Source organism: Streptomyces sp. NBC_00885, assembly GCF_045207475.1.
Lineage (GTDB): Bacteria > Actinomycetota > Actinomycetes > Streptomycetales > Streptomycetaceae > Streptomyces.
On record NZ_CP108796.1, the window covers coordinates 1634533 to 1659702 of the forward strand.

The window sequence follows — 25170 nt, forward strand, 5'->3', positions numbered from 1 at the left end:
TCAAGCCGCTTCGCTCTGGCCGGAGCCAGAGGTCGCGTCGCGATACCAGTACTCGAGCGTCAGCACATGCCACAGATGCTTGGAGAAGTCCCGCTGCCCGGCGGCGTCCTCGGCGACCATGCGCGCCAGCGCGTCGCGGCGCAGGAGCCCGGAGTTGACGAGCACGCCGTCGTTGACCACCTCGCGCACCAGCGGTGCCAGATCCCGGCTCATCCAGGCGCGCAGCGGGGCGCTGAACAGGCCCTTGGGCCGGTACACGATCTCCCGGGGCAGGATCGAGGTGGCCGCCTCCTTGAGGACGGCCTTGCCCTGTCGTCCGACGATCTTGCGATCCCCGGGCACGGCGAACGCCGCCTTGACCACCTCGACGTCCACGTACGGCACCCGCACCTCGGTCGAGGCGGCCATGCTGGAGCGGTCCGTGTAGGCGAGGTTCAGGCCGGGCAGGAACATCCGGGCGTCGCCCAGGCACATGCGGTTGACGAAGTCGTCGAGGTCGTTGTCCTCGTAGACATCCGCATGCTCGGTCAGCACGTCCTCGACCGTCCCGGCCAAGTCCGGATTGACCAGGGCGAGCAGCTCGTCCTGGTCGTACATGGTGTAGCTGCGCCGGAACGCGGTCTCCTCCGGCAGATCGGCGAAGGAGAGGAACCGCTTCGCGAAGCGCACCGACCGGTACCCCCGGCGGGCCGTGGCGACCGGCAGCCGGTCCACGGCCCTGGACAGGCCGCGCCGCAGGGGCCGCGGGACGCGCTGGTAGCGCAGCGCGATCAGATTGGCCAGGTGCTTGCGGTAACCGGCGAACAGCTCGTCGGCACCCATCCCCGAGAGCATCACCTTGACCCCGGCCTCCCGGGCGGCCGAGCAGATCAGGAACGTATTGATCGCGGCGGGGTCGCCGATCGGCTCGTCCAGGTGGTACGTCATCTGCGGCAGCAGGTCGAGCACGTTCGGAGCGATCTCGATCTCGTGCAGGTCGACGCCGAACCGCTCGGCCACCCGCCGGGCATAGTGCAGGTCGTCCGGCATCGCCTCGAACTTGGCGTCCTCGGCGCGGAACCCGATCGTGTAGGCGGATATCCCGGGCTGGTGGCGGGCCGCCAACGCGGTCAGGTAGCTGGAGTCAAGCCCCCCGGAGAGGAAGGTCGCCACGGGTACGTCGGAGAGCAGGTGGCGACGAGTCGACTCCTCGACGATGGCGGCCAGGTCCGGCTGCTCGCCGCCCCGGGCACGCTCCCGGCCCTCGGTGGCGACGTCCCTCAGATTCCAGTACTGGCCGCGCTCCACCCGGCCGTCGGGCCGGCACCTCAGCCAGCTCCCCGGCGGCAGCTTCTCCGCTTCGCGGAACGCACACCGCGAGTCCGGCACCCAGTAGTACAGCAGCGAGGCAACCAGCGCCGCATGGTCCACCTCCAGCGACCCACCGGTCCCGGCGGCGAGCGCCTTGAGCTCGGAAGCGAACACCAGACCCTCACCGCGCCGGAGCAGGAACAGCGGCTTGATGCCGAGCTGGTCGCGGGCGAGCACCAGTTCACCGGTTCGCTCGTCGAAGATCCCGAACGCGAACATGCCGCGCAGCCGGGGCAGGCAGTCCGTGCCCCAGCGCCGCCAGGCCTCCAGCAGCACCTCGGTGTCGGAGGTACCGCGGAAGCGCACCCCGGCGGCTGCCAGTTCGGCACGCAGTTCGGGCGCGTTGTACAGCTCGCCGTTGTACGTCAGCACGAGGCCGCCCGAGACCATTGGCTGGGCGCCGGTCTCGGACAGGTCGATGATCGCCAGCCGGCGGTGCCCGAGGTGCACTTCGCCGTCACCGACGGGGTGGCTGTACCGGCCCGCCCCGTCCGGACCGCGGTGGGCGAGGGTATCGGTGAGCCGGTCGGCCACGACCTTCCCGTCCGGCCATCGGTAAGTGCCTGCGATGCCACACATGTCTAGCGCGCCTCCTGGTCGCTGTCCGGGACGCGTGCCGCCCACATCGGCGTTCGCTCGGTCCGCCGCGGGCCCGTCCCGTTCTGTCGGGCCAACAGCTCGTTCTGGCCGCGCAGCGCGGTGTGCAGCCCGTCCCACAGCGTGCCGTCGGTCCGGTCACGCGGATCGGGGTCGATCAGCACCACACCGATCACCGGTATGCGCTGGTCCGCGAGCTGGCGAGCCACGGTGTGCAGCCATGCGGCACTGCCGTGCCCGGCACGCACGACAAGCACGGTCCGCGTGCCGAGGTACTGGAGGTCGGTCCAGGCCGTGCCGGGCGCCACCGAGCCGACGCCGAGCCGGCGCTCCTGATGCGACACGGCCGCGGCATGCTCGCCGCTGACCACGGTCGGGTCTCCTGGCTTCTGGCGGCGCTTGGCGAGCTGCGGGCCGGGCAGACCATCGACGATGACGACCGGCCCCTCCGCCGCCAGTGCCCTGGCGACGTCCAGGGCGATCACGCTCGTGCTGCGCGCACAGCCCAGTTCCAGCAGCGACACCGGCTCCGCGGAGCCGCGCACGGTACGGGCCAGGGACGTGGTGAGCCTTGTCCGTGCCGCCCGGATCCGCCGGCGCTGCCACAGCCCGACCGACCGGCGGGGCAGCTCAGAGATGACCGAGGCGCCGAGGTTCGACGCGATCTCCCGGCGCAGCACGGGGCGGTCCGCCACCACCGCGCCGACCGCGGCCACCGCGAGCCCGAGGACGAGCCCGAGGACGAGCCCGATCGCGGCGTTGGTGGCAGCGGTCCTGGGCAGGGAGTACCGCACCGCGCGCGGGGCGTCCACGATCTGTGTGCCGGCGATGAGCTGGGGCGTGCCGATGCGCGCTTCCGCGGCGCGCTGGCCGAAATCGGTGATCCGCGAGGTGAGTTCGGCCCGGCGGGCGAAGAGCGACTCCAGGTCCGCCGACGCCGTCGGCCCACCCTCCGACGAGCCGTTTCCGATCGCCTTGTTGACCTTGGCGAGATCGTCCCGCATTCGGTCACGCTGGTCGAGCAGGGCCTTGGACTCAGCGTTCGTGGCTTCCCGAATCCGCCTCACATGGTCCGCGACGAACGCATCGGCCAGTGCCTTGGCGCGGGCCACCGCTTCCGCGTCGCTGTCACCTGTCACAGTGATCTGCAACAGGTTGTTGGTCAGGCCGATACCCCCGTAGTCCCGCATGAAGTCCTCTGGTTTTTCAGCGGAGTCGAGGGACTGCAGGGCCTTACCGGCGATCCGCGTGGTCTGCAGCAGCGCGACGTCGGTGCGGATCAGTGTTCCGGGGTCGTTCGGCTGGTCCTCCTGATGCGCGACCAGCACCTTGGTCACCGCGGTCGGCGGCGGTGGCAGCAGGACCGCCGTCGCCGCGCCGACGAGCAGCCCCAGCAGCGCCAGGGAGCACCAGAGGCGGCGCCGCCTGCGCACCGCCGCCACCAGCGCCTGCAGGTCGAGCAGCGGAGCGGCGGCCGACGACTCCGAAGATGTACTCGTCGTCACCTTGAACCTCCCGTTGCGCCGTCGCCCACCGCGAGCGCCGGCGTTGCAGCATCCCGAGAACGGCCGGCGGACCGCGTCGGACGGGCCCGGACCGTGCCGGCGAGGACGATGCCGACGACCTCGTGCTTGGCGTCCGCACACGCCTCGGCGATGCCGGCGAGCTCCATTGCGGTCAAGTTGCCCGCGCTGAGCACGACCAGGGCACCGGACTCGTTGTCGCGGTCCGGCACCATCGGCTGGGACACCGAGACCCCCACCACCCGCAGCATGGGGTATCCCCTGCTCGAAGAGCTGGGGGAAGGATCGCTTTCGGCCTCGGCGACGAGCTGCCCGGCGGCCCGGCGGGCGATCTCGTCGCCGTCCGGGACGACAACGAGCAGCCGCCGGGGGGCCGGCAGCTTCTCCTGGAGGCGGGCGCACACCCGCCGGTAGCGGATCTGTCTGCTGGCCTCGTCGCCGGACGTCTGCGGGGTCGGTATGTCCCACCGGATGTCGACGCCGAGCAGCCGGCGGATACGGGCCCACGGGCCACGGCCTTCCGGACGGTGCGCGTGCCGTTCCACAGGTACGTCGACGGTGCCCAGCAGCGCCGAGCCCAGCGCCGCGGCGATCTCCGGTTCGGTGCGCACTCGGCGACTCATCCGTGCGGCGGTGAGATGGCCGATGACCGAGAGCAGGAAGAACAGCAGCGCCCCGGCGACGATGAGCTGGATCCTCGTCGGCGGTGCCTCGCCGGCCGGCCGGGCCGCCGGCCCCATGACGACCATGCTGGCCTTGTTGGAAGCCGGGTCGGCCTCGTCCAGCTTCTTGATGGCCTCCTGCAGCGCGGTGCGCAGCTTCGCGAGCTCGGTGCGGGTCTGCACGCTCTCCACGGTCTGCCCCGGATCGGCCGCATCGGCCAGCTCGGTGATGCGGCGGCTGGTCTGCAGCACCATCTGCCGCAGTGCCTCGGGCCGCGCCGCCGCTTCGGGGTCGGTGTTGTCGCCCACGATCCGCGCGGCGAATGTGACGAACTGCTGGGCCATCTGGTCGGAGAGTTGCTGTGCGCGCTCCGGGGTCTCGGCCGTACCCGAGATCTTGATGATGTTCCCGTCGGCGGCCTTGGCGCTCACCCGATCCCGCAGCTCGCTGCCGCTGACCCCGGTCCAGCCGAGCGTGGCGGCCGCGCGGTCGACCACCGCCGAACTGGTCGCGATCTCCGCCTGAGTGAGCAGCTCGCGCTCCTCCCACGCCCCCGGCAGCAGTACCGATGCCGACGTCGTGTATCGCGGCGGAAACAGCAAAGAGGTGCCGTAGCCGACGAGCGCACCCACCACGGCGAGGACGGTGAGAAGCCGCCAGCGCCGACGGATGATCCGGCCGATCGTGACCAGGCGTATCGTGTCATCGCTCAACGGTGCGGCCTCCTCCCTACCGGGTCCGGGTCGCCCGCCGACGCCGGGGCGTGGTTACGGCAGGCAGCGGCGTAGGCGGCGAGCAGCGACGCTTGCGAGTTCCGCCAGGAGAGCGGCCCGCTGATCCGCTCCTGGCCGATCTTGCCCATCCGGGTCCGCTTCTGCGGATCGTCAAGCAGCAGCGCGATGAGCCCGGCGAACTCGGCCTCGTCGTTGGCGGGCGCGTAGACGGCGGCGTCACCGGCGGAGACGCGCGCCTCCCGGAGGTCGAACGAGACGATCGGCCGCCCCATCGCCATGTACTCCAGGACCTTGTTCATGGTCGACACGTCGTTGAGCGGATTGCGCGGGTCGGGGGAAAGGCACACGTCCGCGGTGGACAGGTAGCGCACCAGGTCGGCGTCCGGAATGCGCCCGGTGAACTGCACCTGCGCGGAGAGACCGAGCCGCCGGGACAGCTCCACCATCGCGTCGAAGGCGTCGCCGGCGCCGACGAACACGGCATGCCAGTCGGTCCGCCCGAACTCGTCGCGCAGCTTCGCGAGGGCCCGCAAGGCGTAGTCGACGCCGTCCTGAGGGCCCATGACGCCGAGGTAGCACAACAGATGAGGCTTGCCGCGCTTCAACTCCGGCTCCGGCGGCACCGGTTGGAACCGGTCGATCGCGGGCGCGCTGCGCACCACGAAGACGTCCTCCGGCCGCCGGCCGCCACGGCGCAGCGCGACGTCCCGGTAGCTCTCGTTCGTGGCGAGCACGACGTCCGCGGCCCGGTAGGTCCGCCGTTCCAGCGCGCACACGGCGCGGTAGAGCAGATCCTCGCCGCGGTCGAACCGGGAGAGGTACAGCTCGGGTACCAGGTCGTGCTGGTCGAAGACGAACCGCGCGCCGCGCCGCTTCAGCCACAGTGCCGGCAGGAACAGCAGGTCGGGAGGGTTGCAGGCGTGGACCACGTCGACCGGGCCGACCTTGCGGGCCAGCCGGACCGTATGCCACAACGCCGATCCGTACTCCCGCAGGTAGCCGGCCGGCCCTCCGGTGGCCGCGCGCAACGGGTAGCGGTGGATCCGCACCCCGTCGATCACCGCCTCCGGCTCCGTGTCCCGCTTCTCCCCCCGCGGACAGATGACGTGCACCTCCCAGCCCGCGTCGCGCAGCGTCGTGCACTCCTGCCACACCCGCCGGTCGAACGGCACCGACAGGTTCTCCACCAGGATCAGCGCGCGACGGGCGGGCCCGTCGCCGCTGGTTGCGTCACCAAGCAAGGCCCACGTACCCAGGTTCGGCCCGGCGCGCATCGGCGTCGGGAAGGTGGATGAGGTCGACAATCACCGGGCCGTCGCCATGGGGCAGCGCCGACAGCACGGCCGGGTCCCTGGTCCCGACCAGGCACACCTCGGCATGCTCGAGCACCTCGCCGACGGACTCGGCAAGGAGCTGCGCGAGGTGCGGCAGCCGGGTCTCGATGTACTCGCGGTTCGCGCCGAGCAGTCGGGAGAGGTTCACGTTGGGGTCGTAGATCCGCAGGTCGTAACCCTTGCCGAAGAGCCTCTCCGCCAGCTCGACGAGCGGACTTTCGCGGAGGTCGTCGGTGCCGGGTTTGAAGGACAACCCGAACAGGCCCACCCGGCGTTTGCCGGTGCGCTCGACCAGCTCAACCGCGCGCTGCAGATGTTCGGAGTTGGAGGGCAGAACGTGGGCGAGGATGGGCACCGCGACGTCGGCCCGTCGCGCCGCGTGGACCAGGCTGCGCAAGTCCTTGGGCAGGCAGGAGCCACCGAAGGCGAAGCCGGGCCGCAGGTAGGCAGGGCTGATGTTCAGCTTGCGGTCGGCCAGGAACACGTCCATCACCTCGTGCGAGTCCACCCCGAGCGCCTGGCACACCGCGCCCAGTTCGTTCGCGAAGCCGATCTTGAGGCCGTGGAACGCGTTGTCCGCGTATTTGATCGCCTCGGCCGTCGGGATCGGCACCCGGAACACCTCGCCGGGCAATCCTTCGTACAGCGTCGCCACCACATCGCCGCTTGCCGGGTCGAGTTCGCCGATGACGGTCTTGGGCGGGTCGAAGAAGTCCCGCACGCTCGTGCCCTCGCGCAGGAATTCCGGGTTGACCGCGACCCCGAAGTCCACCCCGGCCGTGCCGCCGACGTACTTCTCCAGGATCGGTACCAGCAGGTTCAGGCAGGTGCCCGGGAGCATGGTGCTGCGGAACACGACGGTCTGCCGCCCGCCCCGCTCGGCCACCGCGGCACCGATCTGCTCGGTGACCCGTTCCAAGTACGTGGTGCACAGGCTGCCGTTGGGCTCCGACGGTGTGCCGACGCAGACCAGCGACACCTCGCTGCCCATGATCGCCTCGCGGACGTCGACGGTGGCGCGCAGCGCTCCGGTCCGCACCATCTCGGCGATGAGCTCGCCGATCCGCTCCTCGACCACCGGGGCCTTGCCGTCGTTGACCAGGTCGACCTTCACCTGGTTCACGTCCACCCCGATGACCTCGTGACCCAGGCTTGCCAGGCACGCGGCCGACACGCAGCCCACATAGCCCAGCCCCAAGACGCTGACCCTCATGACCCGTTCCTCCCCCTGGGCAGGCCCTTTTGGCCTGCGGTCCGTGCGCCGAACAGACGACGACCCCCGTGCATCAGTAGGCCCCCTGCCCCTGAAGCACCGCACGCAGCGTCTTCCACAAAATCACCGTGTCCAGGGCGAGCGACCAGTCCTCCACGTACCGCAGGTCGAGGCGGACCGCCTCCTCCCACGGCAGGTCGCTGCGCCCGCTTATCTGCCACAGGCCGGTGAGCCCGGGCTTGACCAGCAGCCGCCGCCGGATGTCCGGACCGTACGCAGCGGACTCCTCCGGCAGCGGAGGCCGCGGACCGACGAGCGACATCGATCCGCTGAGGACGTTGAAAAGCTGCGGGAGCTCGTCGAGCGAGTACCGGCGCAGCATCGCTCCCACCCGGGTCACCCGCGGATCCCGGCGGAGCTTGAACAGCAGGCCGGCGCCCTCGTTGCTGTCGGCCAGCTCGGAACGTGCCCTGTCGGCCCCGGCGACCATGGTGCGGAACTTGACTATGGTGAACTCGCGGCCGTCCTTGCCGACCCTGCGCTGGCGGTAGATCACCCCACCCCGGCTGTCCACCAGCACGAGCAGCCCGACGAGCACCATCAGCGGCGCGAACAGCATCAGCAGGACCGCCGCGCCCATCCGGTCGACGACCTCTTTGACCGCCCGGCGGCCCCCGCTGAAGATCGGCATGCTGACCCGCAGCAGCGGGATCCCGAGCACCGCGTCGACGTGCAGCCGCGGGCCGGCCACCTCCATCAGCACGGGAGCCACGACCATCTCGGCATCGCTGCCTTCGAGGTTCCAGGCCAGCCGCTGCAGCCGGTCCGGTGACCAGTGCGGGTCGGGTGTGACCGCGACGACGCGGTAGCCGTCGCGGCGGACATGGCCCGCGACGTCGGCCAGTCGTCCGACGACCGGCACTCCGTCCAGCTGGTCACCGTCGAGCCCGAGACTGTCCGGCGTGCACACCGCCTCCACCCGCCAGCCGAGGTGCGGGAACTTGCGCGTTCGGTTGATCAGGTCGCGCACGGTGGCCGGGCTGCCGGCAGCGAGCACCGGGCGCAGGCATCGTCCTTCATTCCGCTGTTTGTGCAGCCAGAGGCGCAGCAGATACCGCTCGGTCATGGTGATCAGCGCGATCGCCGGGAGCGCGACGAATATCCAGAGCTTGATGTTGCGCGAGGTGAGGGCGATCCCACCGAGCGCCAGTACGACGGCCGCCGTGAACAGTGAGCGTCCGAGCCGGCGGAATTCCTCGGCGCCCTGGCCGAGCACGGCCGGAGCCCACGACCGGCTCACCGCAAGCGCTCCCAGCACTAGCAGCTCGGTGCCGAAGGCGAGAATTCTCCACTTCTCGTGCCAGTTGGCCGCGTCCCGGACCCCGAAGAAGCTGCCGATCGCCGCCACCACGAGGGCGGTGACCACGGTATCGCTGGTGATCACGGCACGGCGGTATCGCTGTTCCCAGTCGATCGCGGGCCGGCTGATTGCCCGTTGCTCCAGACGCCCGCGCGCCGATGGAAACGGGCTGACTGGTTCCGCCTGCCGCACAGACCCCCCCAGGGCGCCAGTGGGCTCGACGTGTTCTCTCCACACGGTTCCTCCCCCCCGGGAGGCCCCCGCCTCCCGCACTGTTCCTCCCCTCGGGAGGCACCGCCTCCCGCGCCGCGCTGTTCCTCCCTCCGGGAGGCCCCCGCCCCCCGCGAATGACATACCGCCGGCTATTGCAGCGCTACGTGAACACCCCACCCGGGCGGCAGCGGACTCGCATGCCCTGCTGGAGTCTCGATGTGCGCGGAAACCCGTCGAATCTCGGGTGCTCCCCGCACCCAAGGCCCTTTCGGGCTCAAAGAATTGACCACCCCACGTCTGGCGCCGGGGACGCACCTGCTGGCTGTTTGTAGCGCCGGACCTATAGATCGTTACTGGTCGCCTCGTGACCGAACAGCTGAAGCACGGTCAATCTAGACCATCGGGGCCAGCGTGTAGAGGGGATGTGTGCAATTTGTGCGCAAGCTTTGAGACTGGGTTTACCGACCGGTTCCGGCCACGGGTGCCTTGACGATGAAGACGTGCCGTGTGACCTGTGGTGATGGGAGTTTTCTGGGCCGCCGGCACCGGCAACCCGAGGCGTCCGGGCACTGGCAACGGGCCGCGCCCAAGCCCTTTCAGCCCGCCCCGTGGATCGCCGCCGACTTACTCCGTCGATGAGATGTCTGTGCATGTGATCGTCTTGCCAGGAGGCGGCTACGAGGTGCACGCCGAGCACGAGGCCCAGCCGGTTGTCGACTGGCTCGAATGACTGGGCTTGGAGGCGAGCGTTTTCCGGTATCCGCTCAACGCGCGGCATCCAGTGCCGCTCGTGGCACTTCAGACCGAGATCCGGCGCCTGCGGGACAAGGGAGCCAGCACGTCTTTCCCCACGGCCCCCACAGCCTGGGCCTTGCCCGTGGCGCTGGAGTGGCATCGACATGGACGCGCTTCGCCGAGTCATGGATCGGCGAGCAGAGTGAGAACGTTCCGCTGTGACGGACCGCGGGGCCGGGCGCGGGCGGCGCGGTCAGGTCCGGCCGACGGCCGCCAGGTCCACGTCCTTGGTCTCCCGGTACCGGAAGAACGAGACGGTGCTGAGAAGGCAGAGCCCCACGACGTACCACCGGTACCAGGAGGCGTGGCCGTGTGCGGCGAGGTACTCGATCAAGTAGGGCGCCGTACCGCCGAACAGAGCCACCGTCAGCGCGTAGGGCAGACCGACGCCGCTCGACCGCACCGACGTCGGGAACATCTCCAGTGTCGCCGACGGGGCGGCCGCCGCGTAGCAGCCGAACAGCAGCAGCGCCGCCGTCATCACCAGGCCGAGCCGCACCGCCGAGCCCGACAGGAGCCCGAAGAGCACCGGTGACAGACAGGCGAACCCGCCGCCGAACACCAACAGCAGCGGACGGCGCCCGAACCGGTCGGCTGCCATGCCGAACAGCGGAAGCGCGGCCATGAACACCACCTGCGCGACGACGGCGGCCCACAGCGCGCTGTTCGCCGGTACGCCGTACCGGAGTTGGGCGTACAGCGGCAGGTACGAGGCGAAGGTGTAGTAGACGACGGTCGCGCCCAGGGTGAAGCCAATCACGCGGGCGGCAGCGCGCGGGTGGGTACGCAGCGCCTGCCGCGCCGGGTTGCGGGGCCGCTCCCGAGCCGCGTCGAAGACGGGTGTCTCGCGCATCCGGCCGCGCAGGTACCAGCCGTACACGGCAAGCAGCGCGCCGAGCGCGAAGGGCACCCGCCAGCCCCAGCTGCCCAGTTGGGCGGGGGTGAGCATGCGGTGCAGCAGCAGCGCGAGCAGCGTGGCCGCGAGCGTGCCGAGGGTGGTGCTGATGTAGACGGCGCTCGAGTACAGGCCGCGGCGCCCGCGCGGCGCGATCTCGTTCACATACGTGCTCATCGCCGCGCCCTCACCGCCTGCGGACAGTCCCTGCAGCGCCCTGGCCACCACCAGCAGCACCGGGGCCAGTACGCCGACTGTGCGGTAGGGCGGCGCGATCGCGATCAGGAGGCTGCCGCCCGCCATCATCAGCAGGGACAGCCGCAGCGCGGCGCTGCGGCCGTTGCGGTCACAGTACGCGCCGATCAGCGCCCCGCCGAGCGGCCGGAACAGGAACCCGACGGCGAACACCGACAGGGTCTGCAGAAGGTTCGTGGTGGCATCGCCCGACGGATAGAAGTGCGGGCCGAGCAGCGCGGCGAACGTCACGAACGTGGCCCAGTCGAACCACTCCATGGCGTTGCCGATGGAGGCGACCACCACCGGCCGCAGGCGGTCCCGCCTCACGGATACGCGACTCGCCTCTGCGGCAAGGGTGTTCACGATGCCGTCCTCTCGTTCTGTGAGCGTGTGGCGGGAGTGGTACTGAGCAGTTCGCGTACGTCATCCGCCTCGGCGACGCCGATCTCGGTGAACGCCTCCAGAGCCTTGGTCCAGTAACCCCGCGCCCGCAGGTGGTCGCCGTCGAACGTGGCGACGGTGCCCAGGACGTGCTGGGCCCTGGCGATGTTCAGACGCTGCGCGGTCGGCTGCGACAGGGCGAGCGCCAGCTGTGCGCACTCCTCGGCGCGGTGCGGGTCACCCAGACTCAGATAGAGCGGGGCCAGTTCCAGGAGGACCTTGCTGCGGGCGATGTGGTTCACACTCCCCTCGGCGAGGGAGCGGGCCGCCTCGGCGTGCCCGGCGGCATCCTCACGGCCCAGCAGGCCGTCGGTGACGGCCATGCGTGCCAGCGCGTACGCCTCGCCGTCGACGTAGCCGATCTGCCGGGCCCCGTCGAGCGCCGTGGCCGCGTAACGGGCGGACTCCGGCAGCGAGTCGAGGCCCGCGCTGATGGCCGACAGCAGGCACAGCGTCTCCACCTCGTAGGTGCGGTCGCCGCACTCCTGGAAGGAGCTCAGCGCCCGCTGCGCCGAGTCGAGCGCCGTCTCGTGCCGGCCGATGTCCAGGTCGACGAGGGCGAGCCCGTACAGCGAGATGCTCCTGTCGTACGAGGAGTCGATGGACTCGGACACCTTCAGCGCCCGGGTGAAACAGGACCGCGCCTCGGACAGCTCTCCGGTGGCCTGGCGCACCAGGCCCAGGTTGCGCAGGCTGTACGAGCTGATGTGGTGCAGGCCGAGGCCGCCCGCGGTGGCCAGCGACGCGGTGAGGCATTCGGTGGCGCGCGCCATGTCGCCGTGCGTCCAGTGGATGAACCCCAACAGGCCCTGGGTGCTGGCCTCGAGCCGGGGTGAGCGGATGCTGTGCGCGACGTCGAGCGCCCGCCGTGCAGCCTCCTCGGCCCGCACGCCCCGGCCCAGGCTGAGGTGGGCGAGGCTCATGTTGTTGAGCGTGGCCGCGACCTCCTCGGCCATGCCGAGGCGGTCGTGCAGCGCGAGGCTCTTCTCCTGGTGCGCGATGGCCCGCTCGTAGTCGCCGAGCGTGTTGTGGAGGTTGGCGAGGCTGCGGTGCATGGCCGCGATGCCGCGCTCGTCGTCGTGGGTCTCGGCGGCGGACAGGCCGATACGGGTGGTCTCCCGCCATTCGGTGCGGTACTTGCCCGTCCAGAAGAAGCCGCGCAGCGCGTCGGCCAGGTGCCAGGACAGGTGGTGCGGGCCGTGCGTTCCGAAGTGGCGCACACAGGCCATCAGATTGCGCCGCTCGGCCAGCAGCCAGGCCGTCGCGTGGCTCTCGTTCGGGAACTGCGGCGCGTCGAACGTCGCCTTCGGCCGCTCCGGCTGGGCGAGCCGCACGAACTCCGAGTAGAGGACGTCGGCCGCGGCGCAGGCACCCGCGAGGTACCACTGGCCGAGCCGCTCCAGAGCCTCGGCCCGCTCCCGCGCCGAATGCTCGGCGAGCGCGCGGCCCTGGGCGTACTCGCGCAGCAGGTCGTGGAACTGGTAGCGGCCCGGGGCGGGTTGCTGCAACAGGCTCGCCGTCTCCAGACGGCTCAGGCCGGTCCGCGCCTGTGCCTCGCTGATGTCCGCGAGCACTGAGACGGCGGCGGGCGTGAAGTCGGAGCCGGGGAAGAGCCCCGCCAGGCGGAAGACCGCGCGGTCGTCCGGGGTCAGCGCGTCGTAGGACAGGGCGATGGCCGTGGAGACGGCGGACGTGGTGTCGCCGTCGACGGACAGGGCGGCGAGGCGGTTGCCCTGCCGCAGACTCTCCAGGTAGTCCTCGGTCTGCCCGCCGGGGGCGCCGATCAGGTTGGCCGCGGCGATCCGCAGCGCGAGCGGCAGGCAGCAGCACAGGGCGACGACTTCGCGTACCACGTCCGGCTCGATCGCCACCGCGGCCTGCCGCATCATGCCGGTAACCAGCTCGGCCGACTCCAACGGGCTGAGCGTGCCGACCCGGATCACCTGGGCGCCGTGGGTGACGGCGAGGGAGCGCAACTGCCGCCTGCTGGTGATCAGTACGGAGCATCCCGCGTCCCCGGGGATGAGCGGCAGCACCTGCTCGACGCTGGAGGCGTTGTCCAGCACCACCAGCACGCTCTTCCCGGTGAGCTTCGACCGGTAGAGGTTGGCCTGTTCGACCGGATCGACCGGGATCTGCTCCGCGGGCACGCCGAGGCTGCGCAGGAACTGCGAGAGCACCTGGTCCGGCGGGAGCGGCGCGTGCTCGCCGCCCTGCTCGTAGCCGCGCAGGTTCACATACAGCTGCCCGTCCGGGAACGCGCCCCGCACCCGGCTGCCGAGCCAGACCGCGAGCGCCGTCTTGCCGACGCCGGGCGGCCCGGACAGGACCACGACGGGGACGCCGGTACGGTCCGGCGCCGGCGGAAGCATCGTCTCGACCCGGTCGACGACGTCGTCCCGTCCCACGAACCCCATGGCCAGCGGCGGGAGTTGGGCGGGCACCGTGACAGCCTCGCCGACGCCGGGGCGCGGCCCGTTCGGGGCCGCGAGGGCGGGGTCCGACTCGAGGATGCCGGTGTGCAGGGCGCGCAGCCGCTCGCCGGGTTCGACGCCGAGCTGATCGACCAGCTCGCGGCGGGCCTGCTGGTAGACGTCCAGCGCCTCCGCCTGCCGCCCCGAGCGGTACAGAGCCAGCATCAGCAGGCTCCAGAAGTTCTCCCGCAAGGGGTTGTCCATGGCGGCGGTGCGCAGGTCCTTCACCAGCTGCCCGTGCCTGCCGAGGTGGAGTTCGGTCTCGAAGTACGCCTCCAGCGCGCCGAGCCGCTCATCCTCCAGAGCCGGGCACTCGTCACGGCGCAACGAGTCCGACGGTATGTCCGCGAGAGGCGCACCGCGCCAGACGCTCAACGCCTCGGCCAGCAGCCGTGCCCGCTCATCCGGCGTTTCGGCCTGCCGCGCGAGCCGGACCAGGCGGCGGAACCGCGTGAGGTCCAGCTCCGCCTCGGCCACGTCGATCCGGTAGCCGCCGGCCGCCGTCTCCACCAGGTCCGAGTCGCCGAGCAGCATCCGTAGCCGTCGTACGTACGTGTGCAGTGCTCCTCGTGGATTCGACGGCTTGCGCTCGTCCCACAGCCATTCGGCGAGACGCTCGTTGTCGACGACCTCGCCGGACCGCAGCAGCAGCGCCGCCAGCAGCACCCGGAGCTTCCCGGAATCAATTGCCAGTTCTTTGCCGGCGACGCACGCGGAGAGCGTCCCGAGTATCCCAAAGCTATCCCCGGCGCGATGCGCCGGGACGCTAGGCGATGGGACGAATTCGATTCGTTCCATGCAGTTCTTGCCATCCCCCGTAGGCGTGTGCACAGCATCCCCCGCGCTTACGAGCCGCGTCATTGCCGGAACTCGCGCCTGGGACTGTTCAGTTGTGCGCTTGCCACCTTAGGGGATGCCGAAGGCGGGCCGGGGGTACCGCCTTGTTCGATGGGTCACATGGTAACGTCCGCCGCGGCCTGGGCTGAACGGCGGCCGATATCGGGGGACTTGGTGATCGAAGGACTGCTGCCGCAATGTGTTGCGGTGGCCGAGGACGTCAGTGACGCCCCCGGCGACGAGAGTGTCCTCTCGCCGGCCGAACGGGCTCTGATCGCGGCGGCGCTGCCCGAGCGGAGGGACCAGTTCGCCGCCGGGCGCGGCTGCGCCCGGCGCGCCATGGAGCTGCTCGGCGAGGAGCCACGGCCCGTGCCCGCCGACGCGACGGGGGCTCCTGTCTGGCCGTCAGGGCTGGTGGGGAGCATCACGCACTGCCGGGGATACCGTGCCGCGGTCCTCGCCCGCCGCGCCGACGTCACGGCGCTCGGCATCGACGCCGAGCCGAACCTGGGATTGCGCGACGGTGTTCTGGAGCTTGTCTCGTCAGCCGGGGAACGGGCGCGGCTGCGGGAGTCGGCGGCGCTCCTGCCCCACGTCCGCGTGGACCGGCTGCTGTTCAGCGCCAAGGAGGCCGCATACAAAGCGTGGTATCCATTGCACGGGATCCGGCTGGGTTTCCGGGAAGCGGAACTCACGCTGTCCGGGCGGGTTTACGGCAATGGCGCGGGCGGCTTGGGGGCTGTGGCAGAGGGGACCTTCCGCGTCCGCCTGAGTGAACGGAGTGGAGCGGCGCGGGAATTTCGCCACGAAGTGCTCCACGGTCGTTGGGCGGTACGGGATTTCCTCATCCTGACGGCTGTTACGTTGGAGTGACGGGCTCGTCACGAACTACTGACCGTTTCATTTCCGGGCTCTTTGTTCAATCGGCAACCGTGCTCATACGGTTCCGGTGAACCAGGAAATAGTCGTCCTCAGCGGATCCGAGAACGACGCCTCGTCGAGCCGGTAAGAGGGGTGCCGGCTCCGCAGCGCCTGGAGGAACTGAGTCTCCGTGTCCCGACGCCCGGTGTCGGAACTCAACCGCGCCCTGGGCTGGATACGAGAGGGGGCGGTCCTGCCGGTTGCGTGACGCATCACAGTCTCCTTCGTACGCGACATTCAGGTCCTGCGATTCATGTCCTGCGCAGATGGTCGACGACCAGCGAGCTGATGGTCGACGACCAGTGCGGCGGGAAGATGTGGCCCATGCCGGCGATCCGCCACAGGCGGGCGTGCGGGATCACCCGGCGCAGTTCCTCGCCGTGCTCCAACGGCAGGACGGGGTCCCGCTCGCCGTGCACGACGAGCGTCGGCACGTCGAGGGCGGCGATCCGCCCGGTGAGCGGGGGCGTGCGGTCCAGGGCCGTCGCATGGCGCCAGGCAGTGTCGGGGCCGCGGTCGCGGTCCTTCACGCGCCTGACCAGATCGACCCAGTACGTCCGGTCGAACGGCACGTAGGACCCGACCAGCACCTGCCAGCCGTCGACGGCCGCGGCCAGGCTCTCCTCGGGCCCCTGGGGCGGGGACGCGGAGAGCCGGGCGACGTGCTCCAGCATCGGTCGGCGCGGACCGGGCAGTCCGGTGCGCGGGGGCGCCCATACGTCGCCGTTCGCGTCCGGGGAACTGGACAGCAGCACCAGTGACCGCACGAGTTCGGGCCGGTCGAGCGCGAGCAGCTGGGCCACCATGCCGCCGACGGACTGACCCACCACATGCGCCGATCCCAGTCCGAGTCCCACGAGCACGTCGGCGGCGTCCGCGGCGAGCGTCGACAGGTCGTACTCGTCGTCGGACTTCCCCGACCTGCCGGTGTCCCGGTGGTCGTAACGCACCACGAAGTACCCGTCCTTGGCGATCAGCCGGCACAGCTCGTCCGGCCACACGATCCCCGGCGCCGAGCCGCCCATCACCAGCAGCACCGCCGGATCGCCGCGGCTGCCGAACGTCTCCGTCCACAGTCGCAGACCGTCCCGCGTCGCGATTGGCGTCTCCATTGGGCTGTCTCTTCCCCTTGGTAGGGTGCGGTGGACCGCTGATCATCCGTCCTGGGGGAACAGAATGACCCGCGCACGCACGGCACTTGTCCTGATTGATCTGCAGCGGTGGATCGTCGACATGCCGTGGCAGCCAGTAGGCGGTGACGTCGTGGCCGACGCCTGCGCAAGGCTGCGCGAGCACTTCGCGAACACCGGCTCCTCGCCCGTCGTCTTCGTGCGGTACGTACGAGAGGACGGCGCCGACGGCGGCATCAGTGCCGCCCCCAACCAGCTGGTCTCCGGTTTCGAACCGCGTACCGGCGAGCACCTGGTGACCAAGCACGGCCTTGACGCCTTCGAGGGCACCGACCTTCACGACCGGCTGCGCGGCGAAGGCGTCACCGAGGTCGTGGTCGCCGGACTGTCCACCGCGCACGGTGTCGCGTCGACCGCCGCGACGGCGCTGCGTCTGGGCTACGGGGTGGTCGTCGTCTCCGACGCCACGGCCAGCGTGGACGAGGCACAGCACCGCGAGGCTCTCGACCGTCTCACCGCACTCGGCGCGGGCACCACCGTGGTCGCGGACCTGGTGACCGCGAAGGTCAGCGGAAACTGACCCTAAGCGGCCCCGGGGACGTCCGGGCGGCGTCGCGGGCCGACGGCTGTCGCCTGGCTGCGTTGTCGTCAGTCGCCGACGCTCCGCGTCGACTCCCTCCTCCGCCTTGCCAGACTCGGCCCTCGACCCCCTCCTCCACCCACCCGGACATCCCCGACACCGCTTGGCGGTCCGGCTGGTACGGCACGGGCCGGCCTCAGGCCGGCCGGATCACTGGTGGCTGACCGCGGTGGGCTTGACCACGTACACGATGCGGTGCGCGACGTCCGGCGGCGGACCGTCCAGCTTCATGCCGTACCGCTCCGCGAGCTGCGCGAAGAACTCACCGGACGAGTCGTCGTCGATCCGGACCACCTCGCCGCGGATCTCCAGGTAGCGGTACGGCTGCTCCGGGTCGTTGACCGACACCGCGACATGCGGGTCGGCCGTGATGTTCTTGTACTTGTAGCGGACCGTCGTGTTGGTGAACCGGACGTACTCGCCGTCCCAGGAGAACCACATCGGGTTCACCTGCGGCCCGTCGCCCGCCGCCCGGATCGTGGCGAGATGACCGAAGAGCGGCCGCTCCAGCAGATCCTTGTGGCTGTCCGGAATGAGACTCATGCCGTGTGTTCCTTCACTTTCTCTTGTTCGTCCTGCCGGGCCCCGAGCAGGGGGCGGAACAGGTCCGTCAGTCGTGCCCGCATGGTGGCGGTGTCCTTGGCGATCCAGTCCACGTGACCGTCCGGGCGGGCGAGGACGAGCGCGGGCTTTCCGCGGCGCGCCTCGGTGCGGACGTCGAGTACCGCGTCGAGCCGGTTCGCGCACCACCGGGTCAGCTCCCGCACCGACGCGTCCTGCGTCCCTGTGAGGATCAATGTGTGGCGGAGATCGTCGAGTTCGTTGCGCTGCGGCAGCGGCACCAGCGCGCCGGGCACGAAACCGGCCGTCTTCCTTCCGGCCGAGGGTTCGGTCCGGTACTTGGTCCGCAGACCGGCGAGCCACGGTATGTACGCCAGGTCGAAGAGGCGCAGGCCCGAGGCGACCCGCACCAGGTTGTCGCGCAGGACGACCTGGTGGCTCTTGCGCAGCAGCCACAGCTTCGTCTGCACGTCGGCTTGGCGCACCACCGCGCGCGCCACGTCCCCGCGCTCGCTCACATAGGTGTCGAGCAGCCGCTCGGCGCTGTGCCCGCGCCAGACGAGGGCGAGCTTCCACGCCAGGTTGTGGGCGTCGTTGACACCGGTGTTGAGGCCCTGCCCGCCGGCCGGGCTGTGGATGTGCGCGGCGTCGCCGATCAGGAAGACCCGGCCGACCCGTGTCGTGTCGGCGTGCCGCGCGTGCACGTTGAAGACGCTGATCCAGTCGGGGTCGTGCAGCCGGATCCCGCCGGGCCCGCGCTCGTCGACCAGGCTCTGCACCATGGCCAGGTCGACGTCCTCCGTGCTGACCCCGGGAGGCGCCGAGGTGAAGACACGCCAGCGACCGTCCGGCAGTCCGCAGGCCACCAGGATGCCCCGAGGTGAGCAGAAGTAGTGCGTCATGCGGTGGTCGAAGCGGGTGTCGACCCTCACGTCCGCGACCACGAACCGCAGTTCGTACGTGGATCCCTCGAAGCCGATGCCGAGATGGCCGCGGACGATGCTGCTCGCCCCGTCCGCCCCGATGACGTATGCGAACTCCTCGTCGTACTCGGTGCCGTCCGGGTGGCGCAGGCGGGCCCGCACCCGGTCGTCGAGCTGCTCGAAGCCCAGCAGCTCGGTCCCCCACCGCACACTGCCCCCGACCGATGCGAGGTTGGTCCGCAGGACCTCCTCGATGTCCGGCTGCGGGCAGATCAGCGGCCGGGTCGCCGGCTTGTAGCGGAGGTTGGCGATGACCTTGCCGGCGGAGTAGTACCGCATCTGCGACTGGGGCAGCGCACGCGCGGCGAGCAGGTCCTGCCCGCCGACGCGGTGGATCAGCTCGACGGTCCGCGGCCACAGGCCCAGCGCCTTCGACAGCGTGCTGGGGCCTTCGGCCTTGTCCACGCAGCGGACCGGTACACCACGCCGGACGAGTTCGGTCGCCGCGGTGAGCCCGGCCGGTCCCGCCCCCGCGACCAGCACGGGCAACGTACCCGCGGGGGTCGTCATACGGTCGCCTCCTCGGCGACCGCTTCGGCCGGCGCGGCCGGCTGGGCAGCGCGCTCGCGCAGCATCACGCTCACCAGCACGGCGCTCGCGGCGCAGATGGCGACGACCACCCAGAGCACCAGGTGCAGGCCGTCCGTGTAGCTCCCGGTGAGCAGGCCGAGGAAGTCGGAGCGGGCGGAACCGGTGACGGTCTCGGCCGCTCCGGCCAGGTCGCCGCTGATCACGCGGTCGGCCACGCCGCCCGCGTCGACGCCGTTCGCGCCCTCGACTCCGGACAGGCCGTCGGAGATGTGCGAGCGGGTCGAGTTGAGCAGCACGGCGCTCATCACGGCGATGGCGAACGCCTCACCGGCCAGCCGCATCGTGTTGAAGAGGCCCGCGGCGGCACCCGCCTGCGTCGGCTGCACGGAGGTGATCGCCGCGCCGTCCACCAGACCGGCCGTCATACCCATCGAGATGCCGAGCAGCAGCAGCGGACCGACCAGCGTCACCACGGACACGTCCGGGTCGATCAGGGTGAGCCAGCCCGCGCCCACCGCAGCGACCACGAGGCTCAGAGTGAGGATGAGCCGGGTGGACACTCCGCTCTTGACCAGCTTGCTGACGACGAGCGGAACGGCCAGGACCGGCAGGGTGAGCAGCAGCATCGTGGCGCCCGAGGCGTTCGTGCTCATCCCGGTGACCCCGGTGAAGTACGTGGGCAGCAGCACCAGCATGCACACGAAGCTGAAGGACAGCGCGACGGGGATGAGCGAAACCGCCATGAACCGGCCCTGCTTGAGGAGCGAGAGATCGATCATGGGCTGCCGCTGGCGCAGTTCGGCGAAGGCGAACAGTGCCATCAGTACGAGCGCCGCGGCGAACAGCAGCAGCGTCGTACTGCTCGTCCAGCCCTGCTGCGGCCCCTGGACGATGGCGTACATCAGGCAGAACAGGGACAGCGTGAACGTGGTGGTGCCGGCCCAGTCGACCTTCGTCGCGGCGGGGTTCTTCGACTCCGGCATCAGCGGCACCGCGACGAGCACGAGCACCGAAATGAGCAGGTGCGAGAAGAACACCGAACGCCAGCCGAAGTTGCTGACGAGCAGACCCGCGCTGGAAGGGCCGAGTGCCAGACCGGCACCGGCCGACGAGCCGAGGATCGCGAAGGCTCGCGCCTGTGCGGCCCCCTCGAACGTGGTGGCCAGGATCGCGGCACCGGAGGTCATCACCGCCGCGGCCCCGAGCCCGGCGAGCGCACGCGCCACATCCAGCACCTCGATGCTCGACGTCACCGCGCTGACCAGGGTCGACACGGCGAACAGGGCGGTACCGCCGGCGAACATCCGCCGACGGCCCACGATGTCCGCGAGCGAGCCGCAGCCGAGCATGAAGCAGGCGAAGGCGAGGTTGTAGGCGTTGACCACCCACTGCAGCGGGGCGAGACCCACGTCCAGATCGGAGCTGATGTCCGGAAGGGCGACGGAGGTACCGGTCAGCGAGGCGGGCAGGACCAGGACGGCGAGACAGACCGCGACAAGCGTCAGTGTCGGATTGCCGCGACCGGTGTCCGGACGAGCCGTACTCATGAAACATCCCCTTTCAGGGGGTTGTTGGGGGGATAGGTGTGGACAGGCATACGAGTGGAGTCAGCGGGCGGCCCGGGCGAACCGGGGATCAGCCGACGGGCCGGGCGACGACCGCGCAGGTGAAGCCGAAGCCCCCGCCCGCGGAGATGGTGAGGGCGATCTCGCCCGGCGCAAGCAGTTCCTGCTCACGGATGTCCGCCAGGTTCGCCGCCATGTCACCGGCTCCCAAGTGGCCGGTGCGGTTGCCCAGTTCGACGACCCTTGCCTTGGTCAGGCCCTCGACCGCCGGGTGGTAGGTCTCGCGGCGGACCTTGATGCCCACCCTGGGGAGGGCGAGGACCCGGATGCGGGGGTCGTCGACGTCGATGCCGGCTTCCTCCAGCGCGGTCGTGACGATGCCGCGCAGCGCCGCGTGCACCCCGCCGTAGAAGCCGTCGAGGCCGACGTCGTTGATGAATGCCTTCTTGGTGCGCTTGACGTCGATCCGGTCGCTGATCCACCGGGTCGCCGGGGTGAATTCGTCCCGCCCGCGGTGCAGCCCCTCGGCCGCCGAGACGGCGGCGCTGGACAGGCCCAGCAGTGTGAACTCGTCGACGAAGTCGTCGCGTTCGTGCAGCAGGACCGCCGTGGCCCCGTCGCCGTAGAAGACGCCGTAGTCGCCCGCCCAGCGGTCGAAGCCCTCGTCGGGGAAACGGTCGCCGGTGGTGACGAGCGCAGTACCGGTAGAGGGGTCGGCCAGCAGCCGGGACGCGGCCGCCTCCAGTGCGGTGCCGCCGCCGTTGCACATCACCTGGATGCCCAGCGGGACGCCGCGCACCGCGCCGAGGCGGTGCGCGACGTAGTGCGCGGGCGACCAGAAGTCGTGGCCCTGGTGGTGGATCCAGGCGTGCGCGGTGAACCCGAGGCCGGCGCCGTCCCAGCCCGCCGCGGCGAGCGCGCCGCGCGCCGCCTCCACCGCCATGTCCGGGGCCGAGTCGGTTCCCGAGACCGGGACTTCGGTAACGCCGGTGTTCGTCAGGTCCTCAGTGCTGATCCTTCCGCGCGTGAGGGCGTCCTGCGCGGTCTCGACGGTCACCGGCAGACAGGTCCTGACCGCCCGGATCCCCAGCCCGTTACCGAGTCGCATGTGTGAGTTCCTCCGTGCTCGACGTGGATGGAGCGGGTGAGGTGTGCGAAGAGGAGGCGGCCGGGTGTCTGGCCGGGGCCGCAGCGGCGGTCCCCTGTGCTGCCGCTGCGGCCCCGGCGGTCCCGGGCAACCGGATCCAGCCGTACCGGTCGGCGTGTTCGGCGAGCACCGGGTCGTCCCCGACGACCCCCGCACCGCCCACGCAGGTCAGCAGGGGCAGGTCCGAGGCGTGGTCGCCGTACGCGACGCACTCCTCGGGACGTGCGCCCGACCTGTCCATCAGGGCGCGGGCGGCCGTGGCCTTCGCCGCGCCGATCATCGCGGTACGCACCTCGCCCGTGTACCGGCCTGCGGCCACCTCCGGCTCGCTGCAGAGCACGTGGTCCGCGCCGAGGTGCTCCGCGATCGGGTCGAGGCAGGCGCGGAACGATCCCGAGACGAGGGCGACTTGACACCCCTCGGCCTGGAGCCGGCGCAGTTCGCGTACGACGCCCTGGTGAAGGAAACCGTCCCGCTGCCGCTCGCGGGCGAACCAGAGGCGCCCGCTTTCGGCGACGGCCTCCTGCCCGGCCCCCGCGTAGTTGCGGTAGTAGGCGCGGTTGGTGTCCTCGCGGGACACGCCGGCCCGCGCGGCACGCGTCAACTCCCCGGCGGCCATGCGGTATCGGTCCCGATCGGCGAGGTGGAACTCCAGGAAGGAGAACATGCTCTTGATGTCGATGAGCGTCTCGTCGACGTCGAAGAACGCGATCCGCACGGGCAGTTCACCCAGGCCTTGGGTGCTGTCGCCCAGGCGCTCAGTACCTGTCATCAGCTCAGTACCTGCTTCCGACGGCGGCCGGCAGCGCTGCCAGATCGGCCAGGTCCTCCTCGGTGAGGTAGACCTCCGCCGCGGCCAGGTTCTCCCGCAGATAGCGGGAGTTCTTCGTGCCGGGGATCGGTACCACCCGCTCGCCCTGAGCGAGCGTCCAGGCAATGGCGACCTGGGCAGGCGTGAGAGAGCGGCGGTCGGCGACCTCCCGGATCACGTCGACGATGCGCTGGTTCGCCTCCATCGCGGCACGGTGGAAGCGGGGGTTGGCGGTGCGGAAGTCGGTGTCCTCGAACTGGCCGGCGTGCAGGGTCCCGGTGAGGAAGCCCCGGCCGAGCGGCGCGAACGGGACGAAACTCGCCCCCACGCTCTCGCACCAGCCGACCGTCCCGCCCGACTCGCCCTCCAGCGCGTCGCGCGTCCACAGCGAGAGTTCGGACTGGACGGCTGTCACCGGGTGGATCGCGTGAGCCTCGCGGGCCTGTGCGACAGTGGGCTCGGACAGGCCGAGCCAGCGCACCTTGCCCTCGTCGACGAGCTCCGCCATCGCGCCCCAGGTCTCCGCCAGCGGGACGGCGGGATCGATGCGATGGACGTAGTAGAGGTCGATGACGTCGAGGCCCAGCCTTCGCAGACTGGCCTCGGCCGCCGACCGCAGATAGGCCCGTGAGTTGTCGCGATGGGCCGCCCGCTGCTCGAGGTCGTCCAGGACGATGCCGAACTTCGTCGCGACGACCGCCTCGTCCCGGCGGCCCGCGACGGCCCGGCCCAGCAGGGTCTCGTTGTGGCCGGCCCCGTAGAGATCTGCCGTGTCCAGCAGGTTCCCGCCGAGGTCCAGTGCCTCGTTGATGACCCGGATGGAGCGTTCGTCGTCCCGGGCCGACTCCTGGTAGAGCCAGCTCATGCCCATGCACCCGAGGCCGACGCTGCCGATCTTGATTCCTGTGTTGCCCAGACTCCTCAGGCGCACCTTTCCTCCTTCTGTTCTCAAGCGGCCGTGAACTGCTCTCGAGCCGCGGACTGTTGACGAACGGCCGCACATCTCAAGCGGCCGCGAAGACGAGTGCGGCGTTGTGGCCGCCGAAGCCGAGTGACGTGCTCACCGCGATCTCCAGATCCCTCTCCGCCGCCGCGCCCGTCGTGATGTTGAGGTCGATCTCGGGGTCGAGCTCGGTGAGGTTGGCCGTCGGCGGGACCAGGCCGTCGCGCAGCGCCAGCGCGGTGAAGGCGGCCTCGATGGCGCCCGCGGCGGCGAGCGTGTGCCCCGTGACGCCCTTGGTCGAGGTGACCAGCGGGCGCTCGCCCAGGACCCTGCGCAGCACGCGGCCCTCGGTGACGTCGTTGAGCGGGGTCGAGGTGCCGTGCGCGTTGACGTGGTCCACCTCATCCGTCCCCGCTCCCGCGTCGGCGAGGGCGGCGCGCAGGGCGCGCTCCATCCCTGCGCCGCTCGGGTCGGGCGCGGTGGCGTGGTACGCGTCCGTCGAGGAGCCGAAGCCGATGACCTTGGCGTAGACCGAGGCACCGCGCGCCCGCGCGTCCTCGGGCCGCTCCAGTACGAGGATTCCGGCGCCCTCTCCCGCGACGAAGCCGTCGCGTGCCGCGTCGAACGGCCGGGACGCGGCGCCCGGGTCCTCGCGCCGCCCCGAGAGGCCGCCCATCCGGGTCAGGCCGGTGATGGTCGCCGGCGTCAGTGCCGCCTCGGCGCCCCCGGCGAGCACCACGTCGCAGGTGCCGGACCGCAGTAGGTCCCGGGCCAGGCCGATGGCGTTGGAGCCGGACGCGCAGGCGGTGGCCGTGACCATGCTCGGCCCGAACGCCTTGACATCGATGGCGAGTTGGCCCGCCACCATGTTCGACATCCCCATGGGGATCATCAGCGGCGAGACACTCTTCGGCGCGTCCTCGAGGAACCTGCGGTGCTGCTGCTCCCACGTCGCCGTACCGCCGAGGGAGTTGCCGACGATGACGCCCACGCGTGTGCCGTCCCAGTTCTCCGGGTCGAGGCCCGCGTCGGACACCGCCTGGCGGGCGGCGACGATCGCCAGTTGCGTGAAGCGGTCGAGCCGCCAGGCGTTGCCCGGCCCGAGCAGCGCCCCGGCGTCGAAGCCGGGCACGCGGCAGGAGAAGTCGACGGGGAGTCCGGCGAGTTCGGGATCGGGGGCGGCGGTCGACCGGCCGGAGCACACCCGCTCCCAGCTCGTCCTCGCGTCGAGGCCGGCGGCGGTCACGAGTCCGACCCCCGTGATCGCCACGG

Annotated in this window: 18 protein-coding genes; 2 read left to right on the forward strand and 16 right to left on the reverse strand. The window is 70.8% G+C overall.

The window, feature by feature from the left end; translation table 11 throughout:
- From asnB to OHA61_RS07520, 8 genes are all read right to left on the reverse strand, one after another.
- Window positions 1-1929: an asparagine synthase (glutamine-hydrolyzing) gene (asnB, locus tag OHA61_RS07485; protein WP_406302346.1), complete on the reverse strand. Its 1929-nt coding sequence runs from the start codon at window positions 1927-1929 to the stop codon at window positions 1-3.
- A gap of 2 nt (window positions 1930-1931) precedes the next feature.
- On the reverse strand, window positions 1932-3452 hold the full coding sequence (locus OHA61_RS07490; protein ID WP_406302347.1) for a Wzz/FepE/Etk N-terminal domain-containing protein: 1521 nt from the start codon (window positions 3450-3452) through the stop codon (window positions 1932-1934).
- Window positions 3449-4846: a Wzz/FepE/Etk N-terminal domain-containing protein gene (locus OHA61_RS07495; protein ID WP_406302348.1), complete on the reverse strand. Its 1398-nt coding sequence runs from the start codon at window positions 4844-4846 to the stop codon at window positions 3449-3451. The genes OHA61_RS07490 and OHA61_RS07495 overlap by 4 nt, the downstream gene beginning before the upstream one ends.
- On the reverse strand, window positions 4843-6141 hold the full coding sequence (locus OHA61_RS07500; protein ID WP_406302349.1) for a glycosyltransferase family 4 protein: 1299 nt from the start codon (window positions 6139-6141) through the stop codon (window positions 4843-4845). The genes OHA61_RS07495 and OHA61_RS07500 overlap by 4 nt, the downstream gene beginning before the upstream one ends.
- A complete protein-coding gene (locus OHA61_RS07505; RefSeq protein ID WP_324990865.1) occupies window positions 6098-7414 on the reverse strand; it encodes a nucleotide sugar dehydrogenase in 1317 nt (438 codons plus the stop codon). The genes OHA61_RS07500 and OHA61_RS07505 overlap by 44 nt, the downstream gene beginning before the upstream one ends.
- A 73-nt stretch (window positions 7415-7487) precedes the next feature.
- A complete protein-coding gene (locus tag OHA61_RS07510; protein WP_406302350.1) occupies window positions 7488-8966 on the reverse strand; it encodes a sugar transferase in 1479 nt (492 codons plus the stop codon).
- 1009 nt (window positions 8967-9975) lie between these two features.
- A complete protein-coding gene (locus tag OHA61_RS07515; RefSeq protein WP_406302351.1) occupies window positions 9976-11277 on the reverse strand; it encodes an MFS transporter in 1302 nt (433 codons plus the stop codon).
- Window positions 11274-14495 carry a BTAD domain-containing putative transcriptional regulator gene (locus tag OHA61_RS07520; protein ID WP_406302352.1) on the reverse strand — a complete coding sequence of 1074 codons (3222 nt, stop codon included), beginning with the start codon at window positions 14493-14495 and terminating at the stop codon, window positions 11274-11276. The genes OHA61_RS07515 and OHA61_RS07520 overlap by 4 nt, the downstream gene beginning before the upstream one ends.
- Before the next feature lie 378 nt (window positions 14496-14873).
- On the opposite strand from OHA61_RS07520, the gene OHA61_RS07525 reads away from it, so the two are divergent.
- Entirely contained in the window at window positions 14874-15539 is a 666-nt protein-coding gene (locus tag OHA61_RS07525; RefSeq protein ID WP_406302353.1) for a 4'-phosphopantetheinyl transferase, read from the forward strand.
- Window positions 15540-15838: 299 nt separating this feature from the next.
- Here the strand turns inward: OHA61_RS07525 and OHA61_RS07530 are convergent, their stop codons facing one another.
- Window positions 15839-16699: an alpha/beta fold hydrolase gene (locus tag OHA61_RS07530; RefSeq protein ID WP_406302354.1), complete on the reverse strand. Its 861-nt coding sequence runs from the start codon at window positions 16697-16699 to the stop codon at window positions 15839-15841.
- Window positions 16700-16763: 64 nt separating this feature from the next.
- Between OHA61_RS07530 and OHA61_RS07535 the strand changes: the two genes are divergently transcribed.
- A complete protein-coding gene (locus OHA61_RS07535) occupies window positions 16764-17297 on the forward strand; it encodes a cysteine hydrolase family protein (protein ID WP_406302355.1) in 534 nt (177 codons plus the stop codon).
- Between the two features lie 210 nt (window positions 17298-17507).
- Here the strand turns inward: OHA61_RS07535 and OHA61_RS07540 are convergent, their stop codons facing one another.
- From OHA61_RS07540 to OHA61_RS07570, 7 genes are all read right to left on the reverse strand, one after another.
- The gene (locus OHA61_RS07540) at window positions 17508-17900 is read right to left on the reverse strand and encodes a PPOX class F420-dependent oxidoreductase (protein ID WP_328667292.1); all 393 of its coding nucleotides are present in this window, start codon (window positions 17898-17900) and stop codon (window positions 17508-17510) included.
- On the reverse strand, window positions 17897-19411 hold the full coding sequence (locus OHA61_RS07545) for an FAD-dependent monooxygenase (protein WP_406302356.1): 1515 nt from the start codon (window positions 19409-19411) through the stop codon (window positions 17897-17899). The genes OHA61_RS07540 and OHA61_RS07545 overlap by 4 nt, the downstream gene beginning before the upstream one ends.
- A complete protein-coding gene (locus OHA61_RS07550; protein ID WP_406302357.1) occupies window positions 19408-20979 on the reverse strand; it encodes an MFS transporter in 1572 nt (523 codons plus the stop codon). The genes OHA61_RS07545 and OHA61_RS07550 overlap by 4 nt, the downstream gene beginning before the upstream one ends.
- 88 nt (window positions 20980-21067) lie before the next feature.
- Window positions 21068-22105 (reverse strand): 3-oxoacyl-[acyl-carrier-protein] synthase III C-terminal domain-containing protein, encoded by a 1038-nt coding sequence (locus tag OHA61_RS07555; RefSeq protein ID WP_406302358.1) that lies wholly within the window; start codon window positions 22103-22105, stop codon window positions 21068-21070.
- Window positions 22092-22916, reverse strand: a complete 825-nt coding sequence (locus OHA61_RS07560) for an HAD family hydrolase (RefSeq protein WP_406302359.1) — start codon at window positions 22914-22916, stop codon at window positions 22092-22094. The genes OHA61_RS07555 and OHA61_RS07560 overlap by 14 nt, the downstream gene beginning before the upstream one ends.
- Before the next feature lie 4 nt (window positions 22917-22920).
- The gene (locus OHA61_RS07565; RefSeq protein WP_406302360.1) at window positions 22921-23886 is read right to left on the reverse strand and encodes an aldo/keto reductase; all 966 of its coding nucleotides are present in this window, start codon (window positions 23884-23886) and stop codon (window positions 22921-22923) included.
- Between the two features lie 73 nt (window positions 23887-23959).
- Window positions 23960-25168 (reverse strand): beta-ketoacyl-[acyl-carrier-protein] synthase family protein, encoded by a 1209-nt coding sequence (locus tag OHA61_RS07570; RefSeq protein WP_406302361.1) that lies wholly within the window; start codon window positions 25166-25168, stop codon window positions 23960-23962.
- Window positions 25169-25170 lie beyond the last annotated feature (2 nt).